Origin of the sequence: Tsukamurella pulmonis (genome assembly GCF_900103175.1) — a bacterium.
GTDB lineage: Bacteria > Actinomycetota > Actinomycetes > Mycobacteriales > Mycobacteriaceae > Tsukamurella > Tsukamurella pulmonis.
This window is the reverse complement of sequence record NZ_FNLF01000002.1, coordinates 392,272-411,137: the sequence shown is the minus strand read 5'-3', so window position 1 is coordinate 411,137 and position 18,866 is coordinate 392,272. Positions and strand designations below refer to the sequence as shown.

The following is an 18,866-nucleotide window of genomic DNA, read 5'->3' as shown; positions in this document are numbered from 1 at the left end:
AGATTGCCACCGTGAACCCTGAGAGCTCGACGAGCAGGCGGGCGGATCTCCGTCGGCTCGCCGGCGAATGGTGGGAGGGCGGGCCCAGCTACGGCGAACGCATCGCCTACCTGCGGAATCGATCTCTGCTGCCGATGGTGCGGCTCGTGGTCAGCGTCTGCGCCCTGTTCCTGGGCGTGCTCTCACTCGTCCTGCTGACCGTCGTCCACCCGCTGACCCCCTGGGTGATCATCAGGCTGGTCGCGGCCGGCGCGGTGGCACTGTTCTGGGCGATCCGCTGGCGGATCGGCGATGTCCCCACCTCGCGCGGTGCGGCGATCTTCTTCGCCTCCTCGATCATCGCTATCTACGCGGCCTCGTCGACGCAGAAGGAGTCGGTCGCGTTCATCGCCAGCCTGGCGATGATCGCGACCTTCGGAGCGCTCATCCTGGCGACACGTGCGTTCCTCGTCAACGCCGCCCTGGTACTCGCGGCGATCGTCGCCTCGACGGTGGCGGTCATCCCCGCGCAGGGGTGGACCGTCGCGGTGCTGGGCGCCGCGATCCTGGTCGGCGCCACGATCGGCGTCCCCGCGGTGATGCAGTTCGGCATGACCTTCTCGTGGTTCGACACCGCCGAGGCGGGCACCGACCCCCTCACCGGCGCCCGCAACCGGCGCGGACTGACCACCATGTGGGCCACGTGGGCCATGCGGCGCACGCCCAGCGCCGCGCACGTCGGCGTCATCGTCCTCGATCTCGACCGCTTCAAAGCGATCAACGACGCCCACGGCCACCACGCGGGGGACGAGACGCTCGTGCGGGTCGCCCGCCTGTTGCGCGCGGAGGGCGCGGCGGTCGACGCCATCGTGGCGAGGTTGGGCGGCGACGAATTCGCCCTCCTCATCGTCGGCCATGCGATGCCCACGTACCTCGATCTCGCCGAACGGGTCCGGGAGGGCGTGCGCGCGCTCCCCGCCGTCGACGGTGTCGCCATCACCGCCAGCATCGGCGTGGCCGCAACCGACGCCCCCACGCCCGAACGCGAGCTCCTCGACGGGCTCCTCACCCATGCCGACGCGGCGATGTACCGCGCGAAGCGCACCGGAGACGCCGTCGTAGCGTCACCGGATACGACGGCGCACTGAGTCCGGCCCCGGTACCCGACGACGCCGGCTCCGGCCCGACAGGCGGCCCGCCGGGAAAATGGATCGTTAGCGTCAGTATCCCGCGTCGGATCAACACCTCTGACTATTCGATTGCAACATCTCTACGGCGCCCACTCCTGGACAGGAGGAATGTTTCCTCAGGTGACCGCAGATTCGTGAGTGCAAGGACTTTTCTACCTCAAACTCACCATGCTTCCGAGGTCAGGAGCGGTCCGAACGCGGGTGGCCGCCCTGAAACGGAAACGATGTCCCCTTACGGGAGTCAGCACAGCGCGTTTTGCAATCAGCTCATTTTAAGTCTCTTCGCACGTTAGGATTTTCCTATTGCAGAAGTTCTTTTGCATACATTCATTCTTTTTCAACCGGAGGTACTTTCGTGGGACGACACAGCGCACCGACAGCGCTTCAACGTTCGGCGCGGCGGGCGACCGTCGCGGCGGGTGCGCTGGCCGCGACCGCAGCGATCACGACAGGCGGCGCGGGGGGCGCGGCTGCGGCGACCACGGCAATGGACACCGTCGCAGCCCCGACCACCATCCCCGGCCCGTTCGGCAGCTCGATCACCTACATCACCAATCCCCACGAACCGGGCATGATCGTCTCGGGTGGTTCGGTCACCACCGTCTATCCGTTCGGCCTCGGCACCCGGGGCACCGTCTACGGCCCGGGGGGCATACGCCAGAGTCCGGACGGCACCATCAGCGTCTACGCGCCGGGCGGCAGCAGCACCTGGCGAGGGCCGCAGGGGGTGTACGCGAGCACCACCGGATCCGGTCCCTATGTGTCGTCCGGTCCGAACGGCTTCGAGGTCTACCTCGGGGTCCGCGGCTACTCCCGCGGCATTCCGGGGCTCCTGACCAGCACAGGCAACACCTACTTCGGTCAAGGCCGATTGACCTCCACCGGCTTCACGGCCAGCGGCCCGAACGGGTCCCATTCCTTCTGGAGTCCGCTCGGCACCCTTACGAACTCGTTCTCCGCCGGCAACCTCAGCGTCGGGGCCGGGGGCCTCTTCGCCGGCGGCGGCCACTTCAACCTGAACGGATCGTCGCCGTCCCTGGGCGGCGGCACCGTGAACATGATGCTCGGCGCCATCTCGATCACCCCCACCGGTCTGATGCTCCAGAGCCCGATGCTCACCTTCGGCGGGGGCGGCCCGCTGGGCAGCCTCAGCGGCGCCTTCTCGCCGATCGTCCTGACGCTCGATGCCAACGGGCTGAACATCGGAGGCGGCGGGTGGAGCCTCGGCGGTGGTTCGATCTTCGGCATCGGCTTCGGCGGGGGCGGCCAGCTCGGCAACCTGCACCTGGGGCTGGACGGCCTGAACATCCAGGGACCGGTGGCCTCGGGCAGCCTCGGCGGCCCGCTCGGCACGATCAATACCGTCCTGCAGGGCGGATTCTTCAACCTCGGCACCGGCGGGCTGTCCGCGGGTGGCGGCATGGGGCTGGTCAACGTCGGCACCCCGCTCGGTGGCCACAACACCGTCGTGAACGGCGGCTTCGTGGCCGTCACGCCGACCGGTTCCACCATCGTCAGCCCCTCGGGCAATTCGACCACGAGCACCCCCGCGGGCACAGCGACCGTCGACGTCAACCCCGTGACCGGCAGCGTGAACGAGTCCGGGGCCGCGGTCAACGGCGGCTCCGTGACGGGTGTTGTCACCAACGGCGGCGGCACCACGTCGGTGACCGTCGCCGGCGGATCCGCCAGCACGAACGGCGGCGAGGACGGTGGCCCCACCTCCACGCCGCCGAGCGTCACCGTCGAGCACACCACGACCGAGGACGGCGACGAGGCCGACGCCGCGAAGTCCGGCGGTGAGCCGGCCGCCGGCGTGCAGAGCTCCGAGCAGACGCCGAGTACGGCGAGCGCCGGCGCAGCCGACGAGCCCGAGTCCGCCGACGCGGCCGAATCCGGCTCGGAGTCGGTCACCGACTGACAGGCGGACACCTCCTGCTCCGCCCCACGGCGAGCGCCGGAGTGAGACTCACGATGAAGGCCGATCGCACCTCGCGATCGGCCTTCGTCGCGTGCGGCGCCGCGGCGGAACCCGCAGGCGCCGAGCCGCTCTCCCGGCGACCTCTTTACAGTCAGTCCAGACTGACTGTACGGTGCTCGTCATGCACAGCAGCTCGGACCACGGTGAGACCCCGCCGCCGCCAGAGGAACGTGTGCTCGTCCGCAAGGACGGCCCGGTGACGATCGTGTCCATCAACCGCCCCGCGGTGCGCAACGCCGTCGACCGGCGCACGGCCGAGGCGCTGGCGGACGCATTCCGCGCCTTCGACGCCGATCCCGATGCCGCCGTGGCGATCCTGACCGGCGAGGGCGGCACCTTCTGCGCCGGAGCCGATCTCAAGGCGGTGGCGGCCGGCGATCCGAACCGGTTCGCGCCCGACGGCGACGCCCCGATGGGGGTCTCCCGCCTGCGCCTGTCCAAGCCGGTGATCGCGGCGATCTCCGGGCACGCGGTGGCGGGAGGGCTCGAGCTCGCTCTCTGGGCGGACCTGCGGGTCGCCGACGACGATGCGGTGCTCGGCGTCTTCTGCCGGCGGTGGGGAGTCCCGCTCATCGACGGCGGCACGGTACGGCTCCCCCGCCTGATCGGCATGGGGCACGCCATGGACCTGATACTCACCGGTCGTGCGGTGCCCGCCGAGGAGGCCCGAGCGATGGGCCTGGTCAACCGGCTCGCGCCCAGTGGCACGGCCCTGGAGCACGCCCTCGCGCTGGCTCATGAGCTCACCCGCTTCCCTCAGACCTGCCTGCGCGAGGACCGGCTGTCCACGCTCGAGCAGGAGGGGCTCACCGAGACCGACGCCATGGCCAACGAGCACCAGCACGGCAGGACCTCCCTGCTCTCCGACACTCTCGCCGGCGCGACCCGTTTCGCCGACGGCGCGGGCAGGCACGGCAGTTTCACCGACCTGGGCACGACGACAGATGAGGACACTCCATGACCACGTTGCAGGGCAGGACCGCGATCGTCAGCGGATCCGGACGCGGCATCGGCGCCGCGGTCGCACACAAGCTCGCCGCGCACGGCGCGAACGTCGTGGTCAACGACCTCGACGAGGCGGTCGCGCGGGCGACGGCAGCCGAGATCACGGCAGTCGGGGGCTCCGCCGTCGCATGTCCCGGCAACGTGACCGAGGTGGGCTTCGCGCAACGCTTCGTCGACACCGCCGTCGATTCGTTCGGCGGCCTGGACATCATCGTCAACAACGCGGGCTACACCTGGGACGGCGTGGTCCAGAAGATGGGCGACGAGCAGTGGGACGCCATTCTCGATGTGCACCTCAAGGCACCGTTCCAGATCCTGCGCGCCGCCCAGCCGGTGATCAGCGCGGCGGCCAAGCGCGAGAGCGCCGCGGGGAATCCGGTGACCCGCAAGGTCGTCAACATCTCCTCCCTCGCGGGCCTCTACGGGAATGCGGGCCAGGCCAACTACTCCGCGGGCAAGGCGGGGATCCTCGGCCTGACCAAGGCCATCGCCAAGGAGTGGGGCCGCTACCGGGTCACGGTGAACGCCGTGGCCTTCGGGCTGATCGAGACCCGCCTGACCAGCTCGGCGGAGGATGCCGAGACCATCGAGATCGAGGGGCGTGAGATCACGGTCGGGGTCAATCCGATGATCCGCCAAGCCGCGCAGCACATCGCGCCGCTCGGTCGGCTCGGGACGCCGGAGGAGGCGGCCGGCGCAGTGTATCTCCTGTGTCTGCCCGAGTCCGACTACATCACCGGCGAGGTGCTCGCCTGCAGCGGCGGTCTCGTCGGCTGAGGCCTTCGGGCAGGGCCGAGCACACCGGACCGGGCTCGCCGGCGTGCGACGATGGTGAGCCCCGGCGCACCGTCGCGCCGCCCGGACGAGCACACGGACAGGGATGGTGAGAATGGCCGCGGCCCGCACGATCAACCCGGTCGAGATGCGCAAACGGCTGATCGACGCCACCGTCACCGCTCTGGTCGAGCACGGCTACGCGGGCACCACCACCCTGCGGGTCCAGCAGATGGCCGGCGTCTCGCGAGGCGCACTGCTGCACCACTTCCCGAGTAAGTCGGCCCTGTTCGTGGCCGCAGTGCAGCGCGTCGCCGAGCAGCAGGATCGCGATGTGCGCGAAGCCCTGACCGCGCCGCCCGCGGGCGCCGATCGTGTCGCCTTCGCCATCGACGTGCTGCGCACCGCGATGTCCGGGCCGCTCTACGTCGCGGGCTACGAGTTGTGGATGGCGGCGCGCACGGACCCCGAGCTGCGGGAGGTGCTCGTGCCGTACGAGCGCACCGTCGGGCAGGGGATCCGCGAGCTCGGCGCCGAGGCCTTCGGCCCGGAATACGCACAGCTGCCGGGGTTTCCGGTGGCCTTCGAGATGCTGCTGGAGCTCCTGCGCGGCCAGGCCCTCACCAGCGTGCTCCGTAGTAGCGAGGACACCGAACGCCGTGTTCTCGCCGCGTGGGCGAGCGCGTTCCCCGCGCTCTGCGCCCGCGCATCGTCGTAGAGCACCCCGGAGGCCGAACGCCGCGCGGGGCACGTCGAGATGCCGGTGTTCGAGAACCTTACGGATTCGGCTGTGCCGCCGTCGGCTACCCGCCCGCTGGATCCTCGGCGCGGAGATCGTCGAGCATGACGGCCCACCGGTCGCACACCGTCGCGCGACGCTGCGAGTCGTCGTTGAGCATCGCCGCCAGCCCGAGCCCCCGCGCGGAATCGAGGAAGGCCTGCACCGTGGCGCGGACAGTGGCGTCGTTGCCGTTGAGACCGAGTCGTTCCACCAGCGCCCAGAACCCCCGCGCACCGACCTCGAGCTCCATCGCCGCCACCTGGGGCCGCAGGGCCGGGTCGTCGGCGGCGGCCATGCAGAGCTGCAGGCCCGCGGCGAAATTGGTGCCGATGTGCATGTCGACGACGGCGCGCACGATCGCGCGTGTGCGGTCGGCCTCGTCCACGGACGTGCCCTGCAGCTCGACGATGTCCTGGATCCGGGACTCGAGGACGTGCTTGACCGACGCCGTGAACAGCCCCTGGCGGTCCTTGAAGTGGTGCTGGATCGCACCCCTCGTGACGCCTGCTCGGCTCGCGACCGCGGCCACGCTGGCCGCGCGCCATCCCTGCGTCGCGAGGACCTCGGTGGCGGCCTCCACGATCGCGCGGTAGGTGTGCTCGCCGTTCTCGTTCCGGTGCGCACCGCGCGGCCTCGAGAGGCGGGGCATGGGTTCTCCTCAGTGCGGCGGGCAGGTCACTACATGTCTACGCTCAGCGGTCCGTCCGCGCGCGAGACACACGGGAGGAAGTATCCCTCGTCGCGCTCGGCCTGCGACAACCCGGTCGACCTGTGGTCCGGGACCCCGTCGACGACCCGGACGACGCACGAGCGGCAGAAGCCCTGCCGGCACGAGTACGTCGCGTCCGGCCTGACGCGCAGTAGCGCGGTCAGTGCGGTCTCGTCCGCCGCCACCGGGACCCGCTCGTCCGTGCGCGCGAAGTGGAGCTCGAACGGCCGGCCGTCGACCACGGGCGCGGGCGAGAACCGCTCGTAGTGGAGCTCGACGTCGGGTCGCGCCGCCAAGTGCGTACGGACGGCGTCGATCATCGGGGGCGGACCGCAGACGTACACCGCGCTCCGCGGCGGCAGCTCTCCCACGAGAGCGGAGGCCGCCGGCGGCGGACCCCCGTCGTCGGTGAGCACCGTGACGCGGTCGCCGAACCGGCGCATCCCGTCGAGGAAGGCCATCGAATCGCGATCACGCCCGGCGTACGCCATCGACCACGGAACGCCGACGGACTCGAGCGCGGAGATCATCGGGCGGATCGGCGTGATGCCGATGCCACCCGCGATCAGCCGTACGTGCGTCGTCTGCTGGCGGAATCCACCGATCGCCAACGGGAAGGCGTTGCGCGGCACGGAGACCTGCAGGACGGTACCCACGGTGACGTCGTCGTGGATCTCGCCCGATCCGCCGTCGGTGCTGACCCTGCGCACCGCGATCCGATAGTTCTCGATGTCGGCGGGGTCGCCGCAGAGCGAGTACTGCCGGATCCGGCCCGAGGGGAGAGTCACATCGATGTGGGCCCCGACCGACCAGCGCACCGCCGCTCCGTCGGTCGGCTCGAGCACGAGGGCGATCACGCTCCCGTCCGGCGCCGCGATGTCCTTGCTCACGACCTGGACCGCGCGTTGCCCCGCGCTGCCGGCTCCGAGCGCGGGCAGTCGGAGCCGGGCGTCGATCCAGTTGATGGCCCGGTATCCACCGGTGACGATGCGCAGGAAGGGATCCCGGCGGTATCGCCCACGCAGGTGGGGCGGGATCTGCGTCGCTATCGATGCCGGGCGGCGCCGGCGCAGCGTGGGCATCTCAACTCGCCCGTCGCGGTTCGATGGTGGCCAGGTACGACAGCGCCTGGGCCATGGAACCGGTGTCGTCGGGGCGGAACCCGGGGCGCAGATAGTCGACGGCCGAGCCCAGGATCGTCGTCAACGAGGGCAACAGCCCGCGGCGTCCGGCCCGGATCGCGTGCCAGAGGACCCGCAGGCGCGACTGCGGCGCCGCGGGGTCGTGCCGCACCAGGTACCAGATGAAGCGGCACGAGAGCCAGACGGTCAGTGGGAACGTCATCAGCATCGTGATCACCCGGCGGCTGTAGCGGGGGTCGAAGTACATGGCCACGTCGTAGGCGACGTTGCGGTGCTCCATCTCCTCGGCCCCGTGCCAGCGGAACAGTGCCACCATGTTCGGATCGGCGCCGCGGTCGTCCCACGCGCAGTTCAGAACGAAATGGCCGAGGAACGCGGTGAAGTTCTCCAGCGCCGCGGTGACGGCGAGCCGGAACACCAGGTGCCGGCGCGCCGCGCTCGCGCTGCGGAACTCGCGCGGCCCGAGCAGGCGGTCGAGAACGAACCTGGCCTGCTCGAGCAGCGGTTCCGGGTCGATGCCGTTCCGGTGGAAGAAGTCGTCGAGGGATTCCTCGTGCGCGTTCGCGTGCATCGTCTCCTGGCCGATGAAGCCGAGGACGTCCTCGCGGAGGCGGGCGTCCTCGATGTCGGGGAGGGCCTCGCGGAACGCGGCGATGAAGAACCGCTCGACCTCGGGGAACAGGAGGTGGTAGGCGCTGACGCAGTGCGACGCCGCCGGCTCTCCGGGAATCCAGTGCAGCGGCGTCTCGCTCAGGTCGAACTCGACCTCCCGCGCCTTGAGCTGCAGGGGGCCGATGTCGAGCGCGTCCATCGGGAAGCGCGGTCGCTTACGTGTGATCACGGGACGTACCTTTCAGATAGCCGAGAATGCAGCGCGAGATCGCGTCGGGCTGGTCGAGGTGCGCGAAGTGGCCGGAGTCCGGGACCACCGTTCGACGGCTGCCCGGCGGCAGGTGATCGAGTGCGTGTGCGCTGGTGGAGGCGAGGCCGCAGGTGTCGTCCGCGCCCTGGATGAGCAGTGTGGGAACGGATCTCCTGGAACGCAGCAGGTTCCACTGCCGCGGCAGTTCTCTCCGGCGACGATGGAAGCACGGGTTCCACAGTGCGCGGTAGTAGCTGAACGCGGCCCGCCGCCGTCGCCGATCCGGCAGCGCCGCATGGGCGTTGCCCCGCGCGTCCCGATCCGGAGAATGCCGCCACGAGCTCCACAGGCGGTCGATCAGACGGCGCCCCAGGAGGTCCGAGAGAATCGGTACGTTCAGCACGGGCATGTACCAGCTGCGCGGGAGTTGGCGGAGCGCGGCGCGGAAGTGCGCGGGGCCGCTCAGGGCGAGGATCGCCGGCAGCGGAGGTATTGCGATCAGGACGACCCGTTCGAACAGGTCGGGATGGGCGGCGGCCGCGGCATCGGCGATCGCGCCACCCCAGTCGTGCCCGATGAGAACCGCCCGCGCATCGCCTCCGGCCCAGCGGTGCACGGCGACCACATCGTCGATCAGGCTCACCAACGAGTAGTCGTCGTCGCGCGCCAGGCCGCTCGGAGCGTAGCCGCGGGTGAACGGCGCCACCACGTACCGACCGTTCGCGGCCAGCTCCGGCCCCAGCCGATCCCACGTGTGGGCGCTGTCCGGGAAGCCGTGGAGCAGCAGCACCAGCGGGTCACCGGGAGTGCCCCAGGTGAGCAGCGTCAGGTCGACCGATGCGCGACGCAACGCAGCGACATCCGCGTCGATCATCACCACCACCTCCTCGGGCTTGAATATTTCCATGCACTGTTGCATGGTTTTAGTCGACAGGCCGAAAGGAAGTCAAGACGGGAACCTCGTACGTGCTGTTCATTCCCCTCCCGACCTCCCGCTCACGGCACCACCGCGCTCCATGCACATAGGCATGGCGATCGGAGACGACATGGCCCGCTACGACCTCCTCATCCGCGACGGCATCTGGTTCGACGGTGCCGGCAACAGCCCCCGCACCGCGGACATCGCGGTGCGCGACGGACGCGTCGTCGACATCAGCTCGACCTCGTTGGAGCCGGCGGACGCCGATGAGGTGATCGACGCGCACGGCAAGTGGGTCATGCCCGGCTTCGTCGACACGCACACGCACTACGACGTCGAGATGTTGGTGGCCCCGGCGCTGACCGAATCGGTGCGGCACGGCGTCACCACCGTGATCATCGGCAACTGCTCCCTCACCACGATCATGGCCTCGAACACCGAGTGCGCGGACATCTTCAGCAGGGTGGAGGCGGTCCCGCGGGACATCGTGATCGGCGCTCTCGACGCGCACCGGACCTGGTCCTCACCCGCCGAGTACGCGAAGTCCGTCGACACGCTGAAACTCGGCCCCCACGTCGCCGCCTTCCTCGGCGGCTCGGACCTGCGCATCGCGACGATGGGCATGGACCGCGCCGTCGACGAGAAGGCCGTTCCCACGGCGGACGAGGTCGACGAGATGGTGCGAACGCTCGAGGAGGCGCTGGACGCCGGGTTCCTGGGGATGTCCGCGACGACCAACTGGATCGACAAGCTCGACGGTGACCTGTACCGCTCGCGCTCGCTGCCGACGACGTTCGTCAAGGGGAAGGAGTTCCGCCGTCTGAACTCGGTTCTCCGGCGCCGCGGCCGGATCCTGCAATCGACGCCGGAGGTCTCACTGACCCCGAACCTGCCGAAGTTCTTCCTCGCCGCGTCCAGCCTGCTCCACCGCAAGCGACTCAAAGTCTCGCTGCTCGCGGCAGCGGACTCGAAGGCCTATCCGCCGCTGGTGTACTTCATGATGTACGGCGCCCCGATTCTGAACCGATTGTTGCGCAGCGATTTCCAGTGGCAACACCTGCCCGTTCCGTTCACCGTCTACGCCGACGGCATCGATCTCGTGGTCTTCGAGGAGTTCGGCTCCGGGGCGGCCGCACTCGACATCAAGGACGAGATCGAACGCAACGAACTGCTGCAGTCCGAGGAGTACCGCCGCTGGTTCCGCCGCGACTACGAGAACAAGCTCTCCCCGAAGATCTGGCACCGCAACCTCTTCGACGCCACGATCATCTCCTGCCCGGAGGCGGACCTGAGCGGCAAGAGCTTCGGCCAGGTCGGCCGGGAGCGCGGCATCCATCCCGTGGACGCCTTCCTCGATCTCGTCGTCGAGCACGGGAAGGCGCTCCGCTGGCGCACGACCATCGCAAATCACCGGCCGAAGTATCTGGACAAGCTGGCGCGGAACAAGAGCGTGCACATGGGATTCGGGGACGCCGGCGCCCACCTGCGCAACATGGCCTTCTACAACTACCACCTGCAGCTTCTCGCCCGGGTGCGGGCGGCGCAGACAGCGCGCAAGCCCTTCCTCTCGATCGAGCGCGCGATCCATCGGCTCACCGGCGAACCCGCCGACTGGTACGGGCTCGACGCCGGGCACCTCCGCCCCGGCGATCGCGCCGACATCGCCATCGTCGATCCCGCGAGGCTGGACCATTCCGTGCACGAGCTCGACGAGGCCCCCGTCACCGAGTACGGCGGCCTGCGTCGCATGATCAACCGCGATGCCGGGGCAGTCTCCGCCACCATCATCAGTGGGAAGGTGGCCTACCGCGACGGCGAGTTCGCCGAGGGCCTCGGTGACACCTGGGGCTCAGGCGGCTTCCTCCCGGCGACGGGGGCGCGGTCCTGACTCGGCGCCCCGTCGACCTACGCCCCACCTTGGATCCGACGACGTCCAAACCGGTGTGGCGGGTACTCATCGGTGAACGACGACGATCACGTGGGCGCGAGGCCCAACCAGTCGAACGGCGCGAAGAGCAGGGTGACCAATCCTCCGACGATCAACACCGCGATCGCGTAGGCGTACCCCGCTCGGCGCGTACGCCGGGCGAGCGCCAACATCATGCCCGGTAACAGGGCCACCGGCCACGCGGTCACCCACGGCACCCTGTACGTCGGCCCGATCGACGTGTCCGGAGTGCGGCACCCGAAAGCCTGTCCCCTACTGTCGTCGGTCATTCGTCGCCGGAGAGGAGCAGAGTCTGGGCGTGCACGGGTGCGGAATGGGGCCGGATGACGCGCACTCGGCCGACCGGCTGGTGAGTGAGATGGACACCGGGCGCCAGGCTGCCTTCCTGGCGGTCACCGGAGAACAGCACCATCGTGGCGTTGTGCTCGCGGATTCCGCAGCCGACATCGGATTGCGCGTGGTGATTGCCCGGCGTTCGGCGGGCATCAGTCGCGCGCTGTACGACAGCGTCGTGGCAATGCTTCATCAAATCCGTCGACGAATTCGCTGAAAGTGGCTCATCCCAATCGGGGGTGTAGGAGTTGGGGTCTGAAGCCGCCGGTCTCGAGCAGGCTTCGGGCGATGTAGTTGGTCAGGTTGCGGAACCCGAGTGCGGAGCCGCGCAGGTGTTCGAGCCGTCCGTTGAGCGCCTCGGTCGGCCCGTTGCTGGTGCCGGGTCGTTCGAAGTAGGCGAGCACGTCAGCGGCTCGCTTCTTCAGGGTCCGGCTCAGGGTGGTGAGCTCGGTGAGCACCTTGGGGACGCCGGCGCTGAGGTCGGTGATCAGCTTCTCCATGAGCTCGCGGCCACGTTGCCGGTCCTCGTGGCGATAGGCGGCGATCATGCGCTGGTAGACACCCCAGGTCGCCTCGACCTCGACGTGAGCGTCATCAACGAACAGCGCGCGTAGCCTGTCGCTCTGCTTGTCGGTGAGCAGGTCCGCGCCGGTGTGCAGCGTGCGCCGCGACTTGTAGAGCGGGTCGTCCCTGAACCCACGGTGCCCGTGGATCGCGAGTTGGACCCGGCGCCGGCACCTGTCGAGGGCGTCACCGGCCAGGCGCACGACGTGGAAGGGATCCATCACCGTGACCGCGTCCGGGATCTCCTCCGCAGCGGCGGTCTTGAACCCGGTGAAGCCGTCCATCGCGACCACCTCGACCGCGTCACGGAAGGCGTCGTCGCGGTCGGCGAGCCAGGTCTTGAACGCCGCCTTCGACCGGCCCTCGACCATGTCCAGCAGCCTTGCTGGGCCGGCGCCATCGCGGACCGGGGTGAGGTCGATGATCACGGTGACATACTTGTCGCCACGCCTGGTGTGGCGCCAGACGTGCTCATCGACGCCAATGACCTTCACGCCCTCGAACCGCGTGGGGTCGTTGATCAGCAGCCGCTTGCCTTCAGCCAGGACCGCGTTGTTGGCGGTGTCCCACGCGACCCCGAGTCCCTCGGCGACACGGGCGACGGTGAGGTGTGCGACCACGATCCCTTCCAGCGCCCACCGCAGCCCGGTGCGCGAGAGCTTCGCGCGTGGCTCCGCAGCGGCGCTGGTGTCTTGGCGCCACACGTGTCCGCAGTCGGCACAGCGGTAGCGGCGCACTACAACTTCCAGCACGGTCGGTCGCCAGCCCAGCGGCTCGTGGGCCAACCGCCGGATCACGGTGTCACGAGCAGCGCCTTCGCTGCCGCACCGTCGGCACCACTGATCTGGTTCCACCACGCGGCACGCTAGGACCGCACGATCCGGTTCAAGTCGTTGTCCGGTCACGCTCAGACCGAGGCCGTCGAGTCGAGCGAAGGCGGTGAGGTCAGGGCGGCCGAAGCCGGCCGGCGGGGTTGTGTCGGTCACGTCGAGGTCTTTCGGATGGATGGCGTAGGAACCTCCGTCGTCGGGAGACCTCGACGTCTATCTGCGGACCGACGCGCCCGGCCGACCTACACCGGCATCTGAGAAGACCCCTGAAACGTCTTCGACGAAGACGGGACCGGCGAGGAGGAGGGCGCGGTGAGCTAAAAGAATGGAGCTTGCTCGGCTTCGACGCCGCCGCAAGCTCCGGTGAAACGGTCGGTACTAGTCGGTCGTCGTCGGTCACCACCGGATGGCGGCGTCCCCCACGCTCGGCGTTCGCGCAGGTCAGCGGCTCGTTCGCCCAGTGGGCGCATCAGGCGATAGACGCAAAGCCGACGTGATTAGGTCGTCGGTTCGATTCCGACAGGCGGCTCCGGCGAACAGCCCCTGACCTGCGGAAACGTAGGGCAGGGGCGGTTCGGTTCTGATGGTCGCGCGATGCGCTGGCCTCACGGCTCTGCCCGACACCCGACGTCGCTCTCCTCTGCGACGGACCCCTCGCCGGATGAACGCTCGGACATCCTGTCCGTGTGCCGATAGGCCTCGCACCGCTCGGCAACGCAGCGTGGCGCTGCGTCGCGACCTGGCGACGGCTCGGCGGGGCGCGATCGTCTCGTGCGTTGGCGGACTACGGAAGCTTGGACGCGAGGACGTCGGCCGCCAGGATCTCGGGTGCTGCGCCGAGGAGGTGCTGGTTGGCCATCAGGGCTGCGACGATGGCGCCGTTGGCGTGGGCGTCGCGAGCGGCCTCGTCGGGGAATGCATCGAAGATCCAGAAGGTGTCGGCGTGGGTCCTGACCGCGAACCAGACAATCGTTCCTACTTCTTCGTTGGCGAGCGCGACAGCGCCGGCGAGCAGATCGGCGAGCGCGTCGTGCTGTCCATCGGCCGCGACGATCTTGGCGACGAAGGCATACGGAAGTGATGCGGGTGTGGACATGAGGGGTTCTCCTAGGTGTCGAGGTTTCTTGGTGAAGCGAGTTCAGCGTATGACGAGCAAGGGCATGTGAGAAGTGGCGTATACGGCAGTATTGCTATTGTTGGCGCCATGCGTATCGGACTGATCGCGATCGACGGCTGCTTCGGTTCGGCTGTCGCGTCGATCATCGACATCGTGCGGGTGGCCGACGGAGCCCGCAGCGATGTCGACCCGCGGATCGACGCGATCGAACTCGCCATCCTCGGACCGAAACGGCGAGTGACCACGACGGCATCGATGACCCTGTCGGTGGACCACCCGCTGTCGGAGTCCGGAGAGTTCGACGTGGTCGTCGTCCCTGCGCTTGGAACCCTCACGGCCGCCGCGACCCACGACGCCCTCCAGAGCCGAGATGCTCGTTCGGTCATCGCCTCGCTCGGGCGCCTCGACGAGGCGACCACCCGGATCGCCGCGGCGTGCACCGGCGTGTTCGCTGTCGCCGAGACTGGACGGATGCATCATCGGCGGGCGACGACCAGTTGGTTCCTGGGGCCGGAGTTCCTGAAGCGCTATCCGACCGTCGCCCTCGATCTCGACACCATGGTCGTGGTCGACGGGAACCTCGTCACCGCCGGCGCCGCGTTCGCCCACATCGACCTCGCGCTCTCACTCGTGCGATCGATCAGCCCCGACCTGGCCCAACATGTCGCCAAGCTCCTCATCATAGACGAGCGTCCGTCGCAGGCGGCCTTCGTCGCCTACGAACATCTCCGGCACGAGGACCCGATCGTCGTCGAGTTCGAACGCTTCGTGCGCGCCCGCCTGGACGAACCGTTCAACGTCGCCTTCGTCGCGCAGTCGCTCGGCACCAGCCGGCGCACCCTCGAACGACGAGTCCGTGCGGCGCTCAACCTCACTCCGCTCGGCTTCGTCCAACGGCTTCGCATCGAACGAGCTCGGCACCTCTCAGCAACCACGGACCTCACCTCCGCCGAGATCGCGCTACGGGTCGGCTACGCGAACGCCGAGACTCTGCGCTCCCTCCTGCGCAGGGAGCGACGCCGTTCCTGACCTATCGCCATGCCTGTAGCCAGTGTCCTAGCGCTCGGTTGGAACCACCTCTCAGCACGTCGCGTCGACGCTCCTGCGTCGCCCCTGGACGACCCACTCGACACGCCCGCAGCACAGGCCGTGTGACGTGCCCCAGCTTCCCGGACGGTCGGGGTTGGGTGGCTGTGATGTCGCTGCGTTCTCGTCGAGGGGGTCAGCAGACCCGATCAGGGTCGATTGGGATGAGCCGCGAAGGCGGTGAGGTCAGGGCGGCCGAAGCCGGCCGGCGGGGTTGTGTCGGTCACGTCGAGGTCTTTCGGATGGATGGCGTAGGAACCTCCATCGTCGGGAGACCTCGACGTCTATCTGCGGACCGACGCGCCCGACCGACCTACACCCTCATCTGGGAAGAGCCCTGAAAGTACACACCCGGTAACAGGATCGCCCAGGTGTCAACCAGCGTAAATCGAGAACTTCAGGGACAAATCAGAGGCCGCCAGGCACTAATCCTGCCGCCCCAAAAAGCCAATATTTCGGAAACGCTTCTCGAATACGCCGCGGACCAGAGGGTCTACGTGATGGACATTACCGGTAAGGTGTACAATCAGGCCTTGATGCCGGGCAAGCTGCCGCAAGAGATCGTCGATGCACTCACTATTACACGTAAGCCACGAGGATGTAAGACATGGAATTCGACGTCATGTATTGCCGCGACTGGAACCCGTGGCGCTACAAGGCCCTAGATCCGGTGACCGAGGAACGAGCCCGCGCCATGTTCCACACCGACAAACGAGACTTCACTGTCTCCGCAGTCTGCGGAGAGCCTGGATTCTACGAGCGAGAAGCGCAGCCGCTCTTTATCGTCGGAACCTCGAAAATTGGCGCGCAAATCCACATCTGCAACCGAGCCGGATCGGATATCCAAACCTATTCATACAGCAACAAGCACGAAGACCGAATGTTCCTGTTCGGTTACACGCGCTACTACTACGATGACCCTAACGAATACTCGATGAGCCCGGATGCTTCCCGCTTCGAAGATTGGGCATTTCGCGAGGATGGTAGCTATAGGCTCGCCCAGTCTGGCGAAAGCGACTCCGGCGGAGAGGAAGTTTCTTCAGGAGCGGAGATGGAGAGGGTCCTGTGGCGCCCACGGGTGGTGTTCGGGCGGTGGAGAGAGTTGACGGCGGTGGGAATGATTGAGCCGGCAGTGCCTGGCTATGTCGGTATGGATTGGCCTGATGTCACTGTCGACGAGGATGGGCGGGCGAGTATCGATACGTCTGCGGATGTCGTTCACGTGAAGGAATTCCCCGGCGCGAAGGGAATGCCTTAGGCGCCGCATGTACGCCAAACATGAGCCGCAATCAGATCTACCTCGTGATGAGAGGACCGTGATTCGCCGTGGCGTACAACTGTGGGATCATGCATATTGGGTGGCCTGGAACGCCGAGCGCGTACGTACGCGTGGCGTCGGAGCACCCTGGTGAAGTTTTGGCCGGTGAAATTCTTCGCGATTCGACCTTCGGTGGTCTACTTCGCTATGGCACTCGAACTACGAAGTTTCCCGCCGACTTCGAGGCCAGGGAGGGGCCGTGGGCGCAGACGACTGATACTGGAGTGATCATGGTGTCGACCGGCTACTTCGGGGCGGAATCGCAAGTGGCCGAGCTCGCAAGAACGACGCGATCACCGATCACTGTCTTCCTATGTGGCGAGACCACCGGCTTCTTAGCGCTTAACTACTACTCCGACGGTCAACTGCTCCGGTCCGTCAAGGAAGGCCCGGCCGGCAACCGCGAATCCGGCTCGCCCCTGCCCTACGAACTTGAGATCGCCCAATCCTGGTGGGGCGAGAATTTCCGCGGCTACGAACGCTACAGCAGCATCTTCGCCCAAACGGCCCGCTGCGACCTCAACATCCTTGCCGCGACGACCAGCATAGAGGTCCTCGAACCGCCGCTAACGTAACCGCCGGTTGGCGGATCGCAGCCGCAACGAACTCACGACACCTTATCGACCAGCACAGTGCCCTTAGGTTCCACAGCAGGTGCCTCCCCTTGGTCGGACTCCACGACGCTCGACTAGTCGCAGAAAGCAATTCTCTAGTTTAGAGAATCGACACCCAACTTAGCCGATACGCTCTGATTTGATGCGCTACAGGTCGTAGCGCTCTGGTCTATGCAGCTCAGAGCGGTTGTAGTCAGTGGGCCATGACCCCAGCCGAACCCAAGCCCCCCGATCAACCTGACCCTCGCCGCATTCGGCACACGCGTACGCGCCCCCCTTAACTGCGGAAGCGGAGGGATTTGAACCCCCGGTGGTTTCACCCACGCTCGCTTTCAAGGCGAGTGCATTCGGCCGCTCTGCCACGCTTCCCTAGCGCCGTACGATACCGGACCCACCGCAGAACCACTGTTCAGAGACGTTCGATGATCGTTCCGTTGGCCATGCCGTTGCCCTCACACATCGTCTGCAGGCCGTAGCGCCCGCCGGTCTGCTCGAGGTGGTTGACCAGCGTCGCGAGCAGGCGAGTGCCGGACGCGCCGAGCGGGTGCCCCAGGGCGATGGCGCCGCCGCGCGGGTTCAGGCGGGCGGGATCGATGTCGAACTCGGCGGCCCAGGCCATCGGCACCGAGGCGAAGGCCTCGTTCACCTCGAAGGCGTCGATGTCGTCGGCCCGCAGGCCGGCGCGGTCGAGCACCTTGTGCGTCGCGGGGATCGGGCCGCTGAGCATGACCTCCGGGTCCGACCCGACCACCGAGAACGCGTGGAACCGCGCCCGCGGGGTCAGGCCCAGCGCCTCCGCCTTCGCGGCGCTCATGATGAGCGCGGCGGAGGCACCGTCGGTGAGCGGCGACGAGTTGCCCGGCGTGATCGACCAGTCGATCTCGGGATACTGCTCGGCGAACCGCGGGTCGGCGAAGGCCGGCTTCAGCCCGCCCAGCCCCTCCGCGGTGGTCGACGCTCGGACGGTCTCGTCGACGGTGTGCGTTCCGCCGCCGGGCAGCACGACAGGAACGATCTCCCGATCGAAGCCGCCGGTGGCCTGGGTGGCCGCCGCACGTCGGTGCGATTCGGCGGCGAACACGTCGAGTGCCTCGCGATCGAACTTGCCTCGGGCGGCGAGCAATTCGGCCCCGATCCCCTGGTGCGGCAGGCGCGGGAACCGCGCGGCCAGCGGAGCGAACGGAGCGCCGCCGGCGGAGCTGGTCCCCATGGGAACGCGGCTCATCGACTCGACGCCGCCGGCGATCACCACGTCGTAGGCACCGGCGATCACGCCCTGCGCCGCGAAATGCGCGGCCTGTTGCGAGGATCCGCACTGCCGGTCGATCGTGGTGCCGGGCGTCTCGACGGGCAGCCCGGCGGCGAGGGCGGAGACGCGTGCGATGTTGAGCGCCTGGTCCCCCACCTGCTGCACGCACCCGCCGATCACATCCTCGACGAGCGCGGGATCGAGGTCGTTCCGCTCGATCAGGGCCGCGATGACACCGGCGAACAGATCCACGGGATGCACGGGGTGCAGGGCGCCGCCCGGCTTCCCCTTCCCCGACGGGGTGCGGACGATGTCGACGATGACGGCTTCGGTCATGACGGGGACTCCTCATGGGTGCGGCTGCGGCCGTCACGGCCTCCCGACCGCAGCGCCACGCTTGAAGTGACAGAATGTTCATTCACTTCTAACACATCGCACGGCCCGCCACCACGTTCTCGCGAAGTC

Annotated in this window: 18 protein-coding genes and 1 tRNA gene; 10 read left to right on the top strand and 9 right to left on the bottom strand. The window is 68.0% G+C overall.

Annotated elements, in window-relative coordinates; all coding sequences use genetic code 11:
• The first annotated feature begins 11 nt into the window (after positions 1-11).
• The 5 genes from BLQ62_RS02285 (at position 12) to BLQ62_RS02265 (ending at position 5,647) form a co-directional block, all read left to right on the top strand.
• Entirely contained in the window at positions 12-1,127 is a 1,116-nt protein-coding gene (locus tag BLQ62_RS02285) for a GGDEF domain-containing protein (RefSeq protein WP_133298706.1), read from the top strand.
• Between the two features lie 529 nt (positions 1,128-1,656).
• Positions 1,657-3,090 carry a hypothetical protein gene (locus tag BLQ62_RS02280; protein ID WP_068564926.1) on the top strand — a complete coding sequence of 478 codons (1,434 nt, stop codon included), beginning with the start codon at positions 1,657-1,659 and terminating at the stop codon, positions 3,088-3,090.
• A gap of 181 nt (positions 3,091-3,271) precedes the next feature.
• Entirely contained in the window at positions 3,272-4,111 is an 840-nt protein-coding gene (locus BLQ62_RS02275; protein ID WP_068537532.1) for a crotonase/enoyl-CoA hydratase family protein, read from the top strand.
• Positions 4,108-4,932 (top strand): SDR family NAD(P)-dependent oxidoreductase, encoded by an 825-nt coding sequence (locus BLQ62_RS02270; RefSeq protein ID WP_068537110.1) that lies wholly within the window; start codon positions 4,108-4,110, stop codon positions 4,930-4,932. The genes BLQ62_RS02275 and BLQ62_RS02270 overlap by 4 nt, the downstream gene beginning before the upstream one ends.
• Positions 4,933-5,044: 112 nt before the next feature.
• Positions 5,045-5,647: a TetR/AcrR family transcriptional regulator gene (locus tag BLQ62_RS02265; protein WP_068537113.1), complete on the top strand. Its 603-nt coding sequence runs from the start codon at positions 5,045-5,047 to the stop codon at positions 5,645-5,647.
• Positions 5,648-5,732: 85 nt separating this feature from the next.
• On the opposite strand, the gene BLQ62_RS02260 is transcribed toward BLQ62_RS02265, so the two are convergent.
• From BLQ62_RS02260 to BLQ62_RS02245, 4 genes are read right to left on the bottom strand one after another with little or no spacing between them, the layout of a single operon-like run.
• Complete coding sequence (locus BLQ62_RS02260; protein ID WP_068564928.1) at positions 5,733-6,359, bottom strand: TetR/AcrR family transcriptional regulator; 627 nt, start codon at positions 6,357-6,359, stop codon at positions 5,733-5,735.
• 29 nt (positions 6,360-6,388) lie between these two features.
• Entirely contained in the window at positions 6,389-7,501 is a 1,113-nt protein-coding gene (locus BLQ62_RS02255; RefSeq protein ID WP_068564930.1) for a PDR/VanB family oxidoreductase, read from the bottom strand.
• Position 7,502: 1 nt separating this feature from the next.
• Positions 7,503-8,402, bottom strand: coding sequence for a metal-dependent hydrolase (locus BLQ62_RS02250; protein WP_231857562.1), 900 nt, complete (start codon positions 8,400-8,402; stop codon positions 7,503-7,505).
• Complete coding sequence (locus BLQ62_RS02245) at positions 8,389-9,330, bottom strand: alpha/beta fold hydrolase (protein ID WP_068564932.1); 942 nt, start codon at positions 9,328-9,330, stop codon at positions 8,389-8,391. The genes BLQ62_RS02250 and BLQ62_RS02245 overlap by 14 nt, the downstream gene beginning before the upstream one ends.
• A gap of 139 nt (positions 9,331-9,469) precedes the next feature.
• Here BLQ62_RS02245 and BLQ62_RS02240 point away from each other — a divergent pair, with 139 nt between their 5' ends.
• Positions 9,470-11,230 (top strand): N-acyl-D-amino-acid deacylase family protein, encoded by a 1,761-nt coding sequence (locus tag BLQ62_RS02240; RefSeq protein ID WP_068564957.1) that lies wholly within the window; start codon positions 9,470-9,472, stop codon positions 11,228-11,230.
• Positions 11,231-11,316: 86 nt separating this feature from the next.
• On the opposite strand, the gene BLQ62_RS23660 is transcribed toward BLQ62_RS02240, so the two are convergent.
• Entirely contained in the window at positions 11,317-11,478 is a 162-nt protein-coding gene (locus tag BLQ62_RS23660; RefSeq protein WP_156483181.1) for a hypothetical protein, read from the bottom strand.
• A gap of 125 nt (positions 11,479-11,603) precedes the next feature.
• On the opposite strand from BLQ62_RS23660, the gene BLQ62_RS02230 reads away from it, so the two are divergent.
• Positions 11,604-11,840 carry a hypothetical protein gene (locus BLQ62_RS02230; RefSeq protein ID WP_068564936.1) on the top strand — a complete coding sequence of 79 codons (237 nt, stop codon included), beginning with the start codon at positions 11,604-11,606 and terminating at the stop codon, positions 11,838-11,840.
• Positions 11,841-11,847: 7 nt separating this feature from the next.
• On the opposite strand, the gene BLQ62_RS02225 is transcribed toward BLQ62_RS02230, so the two are convergent.
• Positions 11,848-13,173 (bottom strand): ISL3-like element ISPfr2 family transposase, encoded by a 1,326-nt coding sequence (locus BLQ62_RS02225; protein ID WP_068568956.1) that lies wholly within the window; start codon positions 13,171-13,173, stop codon positions 11,848-11,850.
• A 628-nt stretch (positions 13,174-13,801) separates the two neighbouring features.
• The gene (locus tag BLQ62_RS02220) at positions 13,802-14,113 is read right to left on the bottom strand and encodes a putative quinol monooxygenase (RefSeq protein ID WP_003941073.1); all 312 of its coding nucleotides are present in this window, start codon (positions 14,111-14,113) and stop codon (positions 13,802-13,804) included.
• Positions 14,114-14,221: 108 nt separating this feature from the next.
• Here BLQ62_RS02220 and BLQ62_RS02215 point away from each other — a divergent pair, with 108 nt between their 5' ends.
• The 3 genes from BLQ62_RS02215 (at position 14,222) to BLQ62_RS02200 (ending at position 17,113) form a co-directional block, all read left to right on the top strand.
• On the top strand, positions 14,222-15,163 hold the full coding sequence (locus BLQ62_RS02215; RefSeq protein WP_068568955.1) for a GlxA family transcriptional regulator: 942 nt from the start codon (positions 14,222-14,224) through the stop codon (positions 15,161-15,163).
• Positions 15,164-15,827: 664 nt separating this feature from the next.
• Complete coding sequence (locus BLQ62_RS23165) at positions 15,828-16,478, top strand: hypothetical protein (RefSeq protein ID WP_068537120.1); 651 nt, start codon at positions 15,828-15,830, stop codon at positions 16,476-16,478.
• A 131-nt stretch (positions 16,479-16,609) separates the two neighbouring features.
• Positions 16,610-17,113, top strand: a complete 504-nt coding sequence (locus BLQ62_RS02200) for a hypothetical protein (RefSeq protein WP_139184141.1) — start codon at positions 16,610-16,612, stop codon at positions 17,111-17,113.
• A 323-nt stretch (positions 17,114-17,436) separates the two neighbouring features.
• Here BLQ62_RS02200 and BLQ62_RS02195 read toward each other — a convergent pair.
• Both BLQ62_RS02195 and BLQ62_RS02190 read right to left on the bottom strand, forming a co-directional pair.
• Positions 17,437-17,521 (bottom strand) — tRNA-Ser (locus BLQ62_RS02195).
• Positions 17,522-17,561: 40 nt separating this feature from the next.
• Positions 17,562-18,737, bottom strand: a complete 1,176-nt coding sequence (locus tag BLQ62_RS02190; RefSeq protein WP_068565019.1) for a thiolase family protein — start codon at positions 18,735-18,737, stop codon at positions 17,562-17,564.
• Positions 18,738-18,866 lie beyond the last annotated feature (129 nt).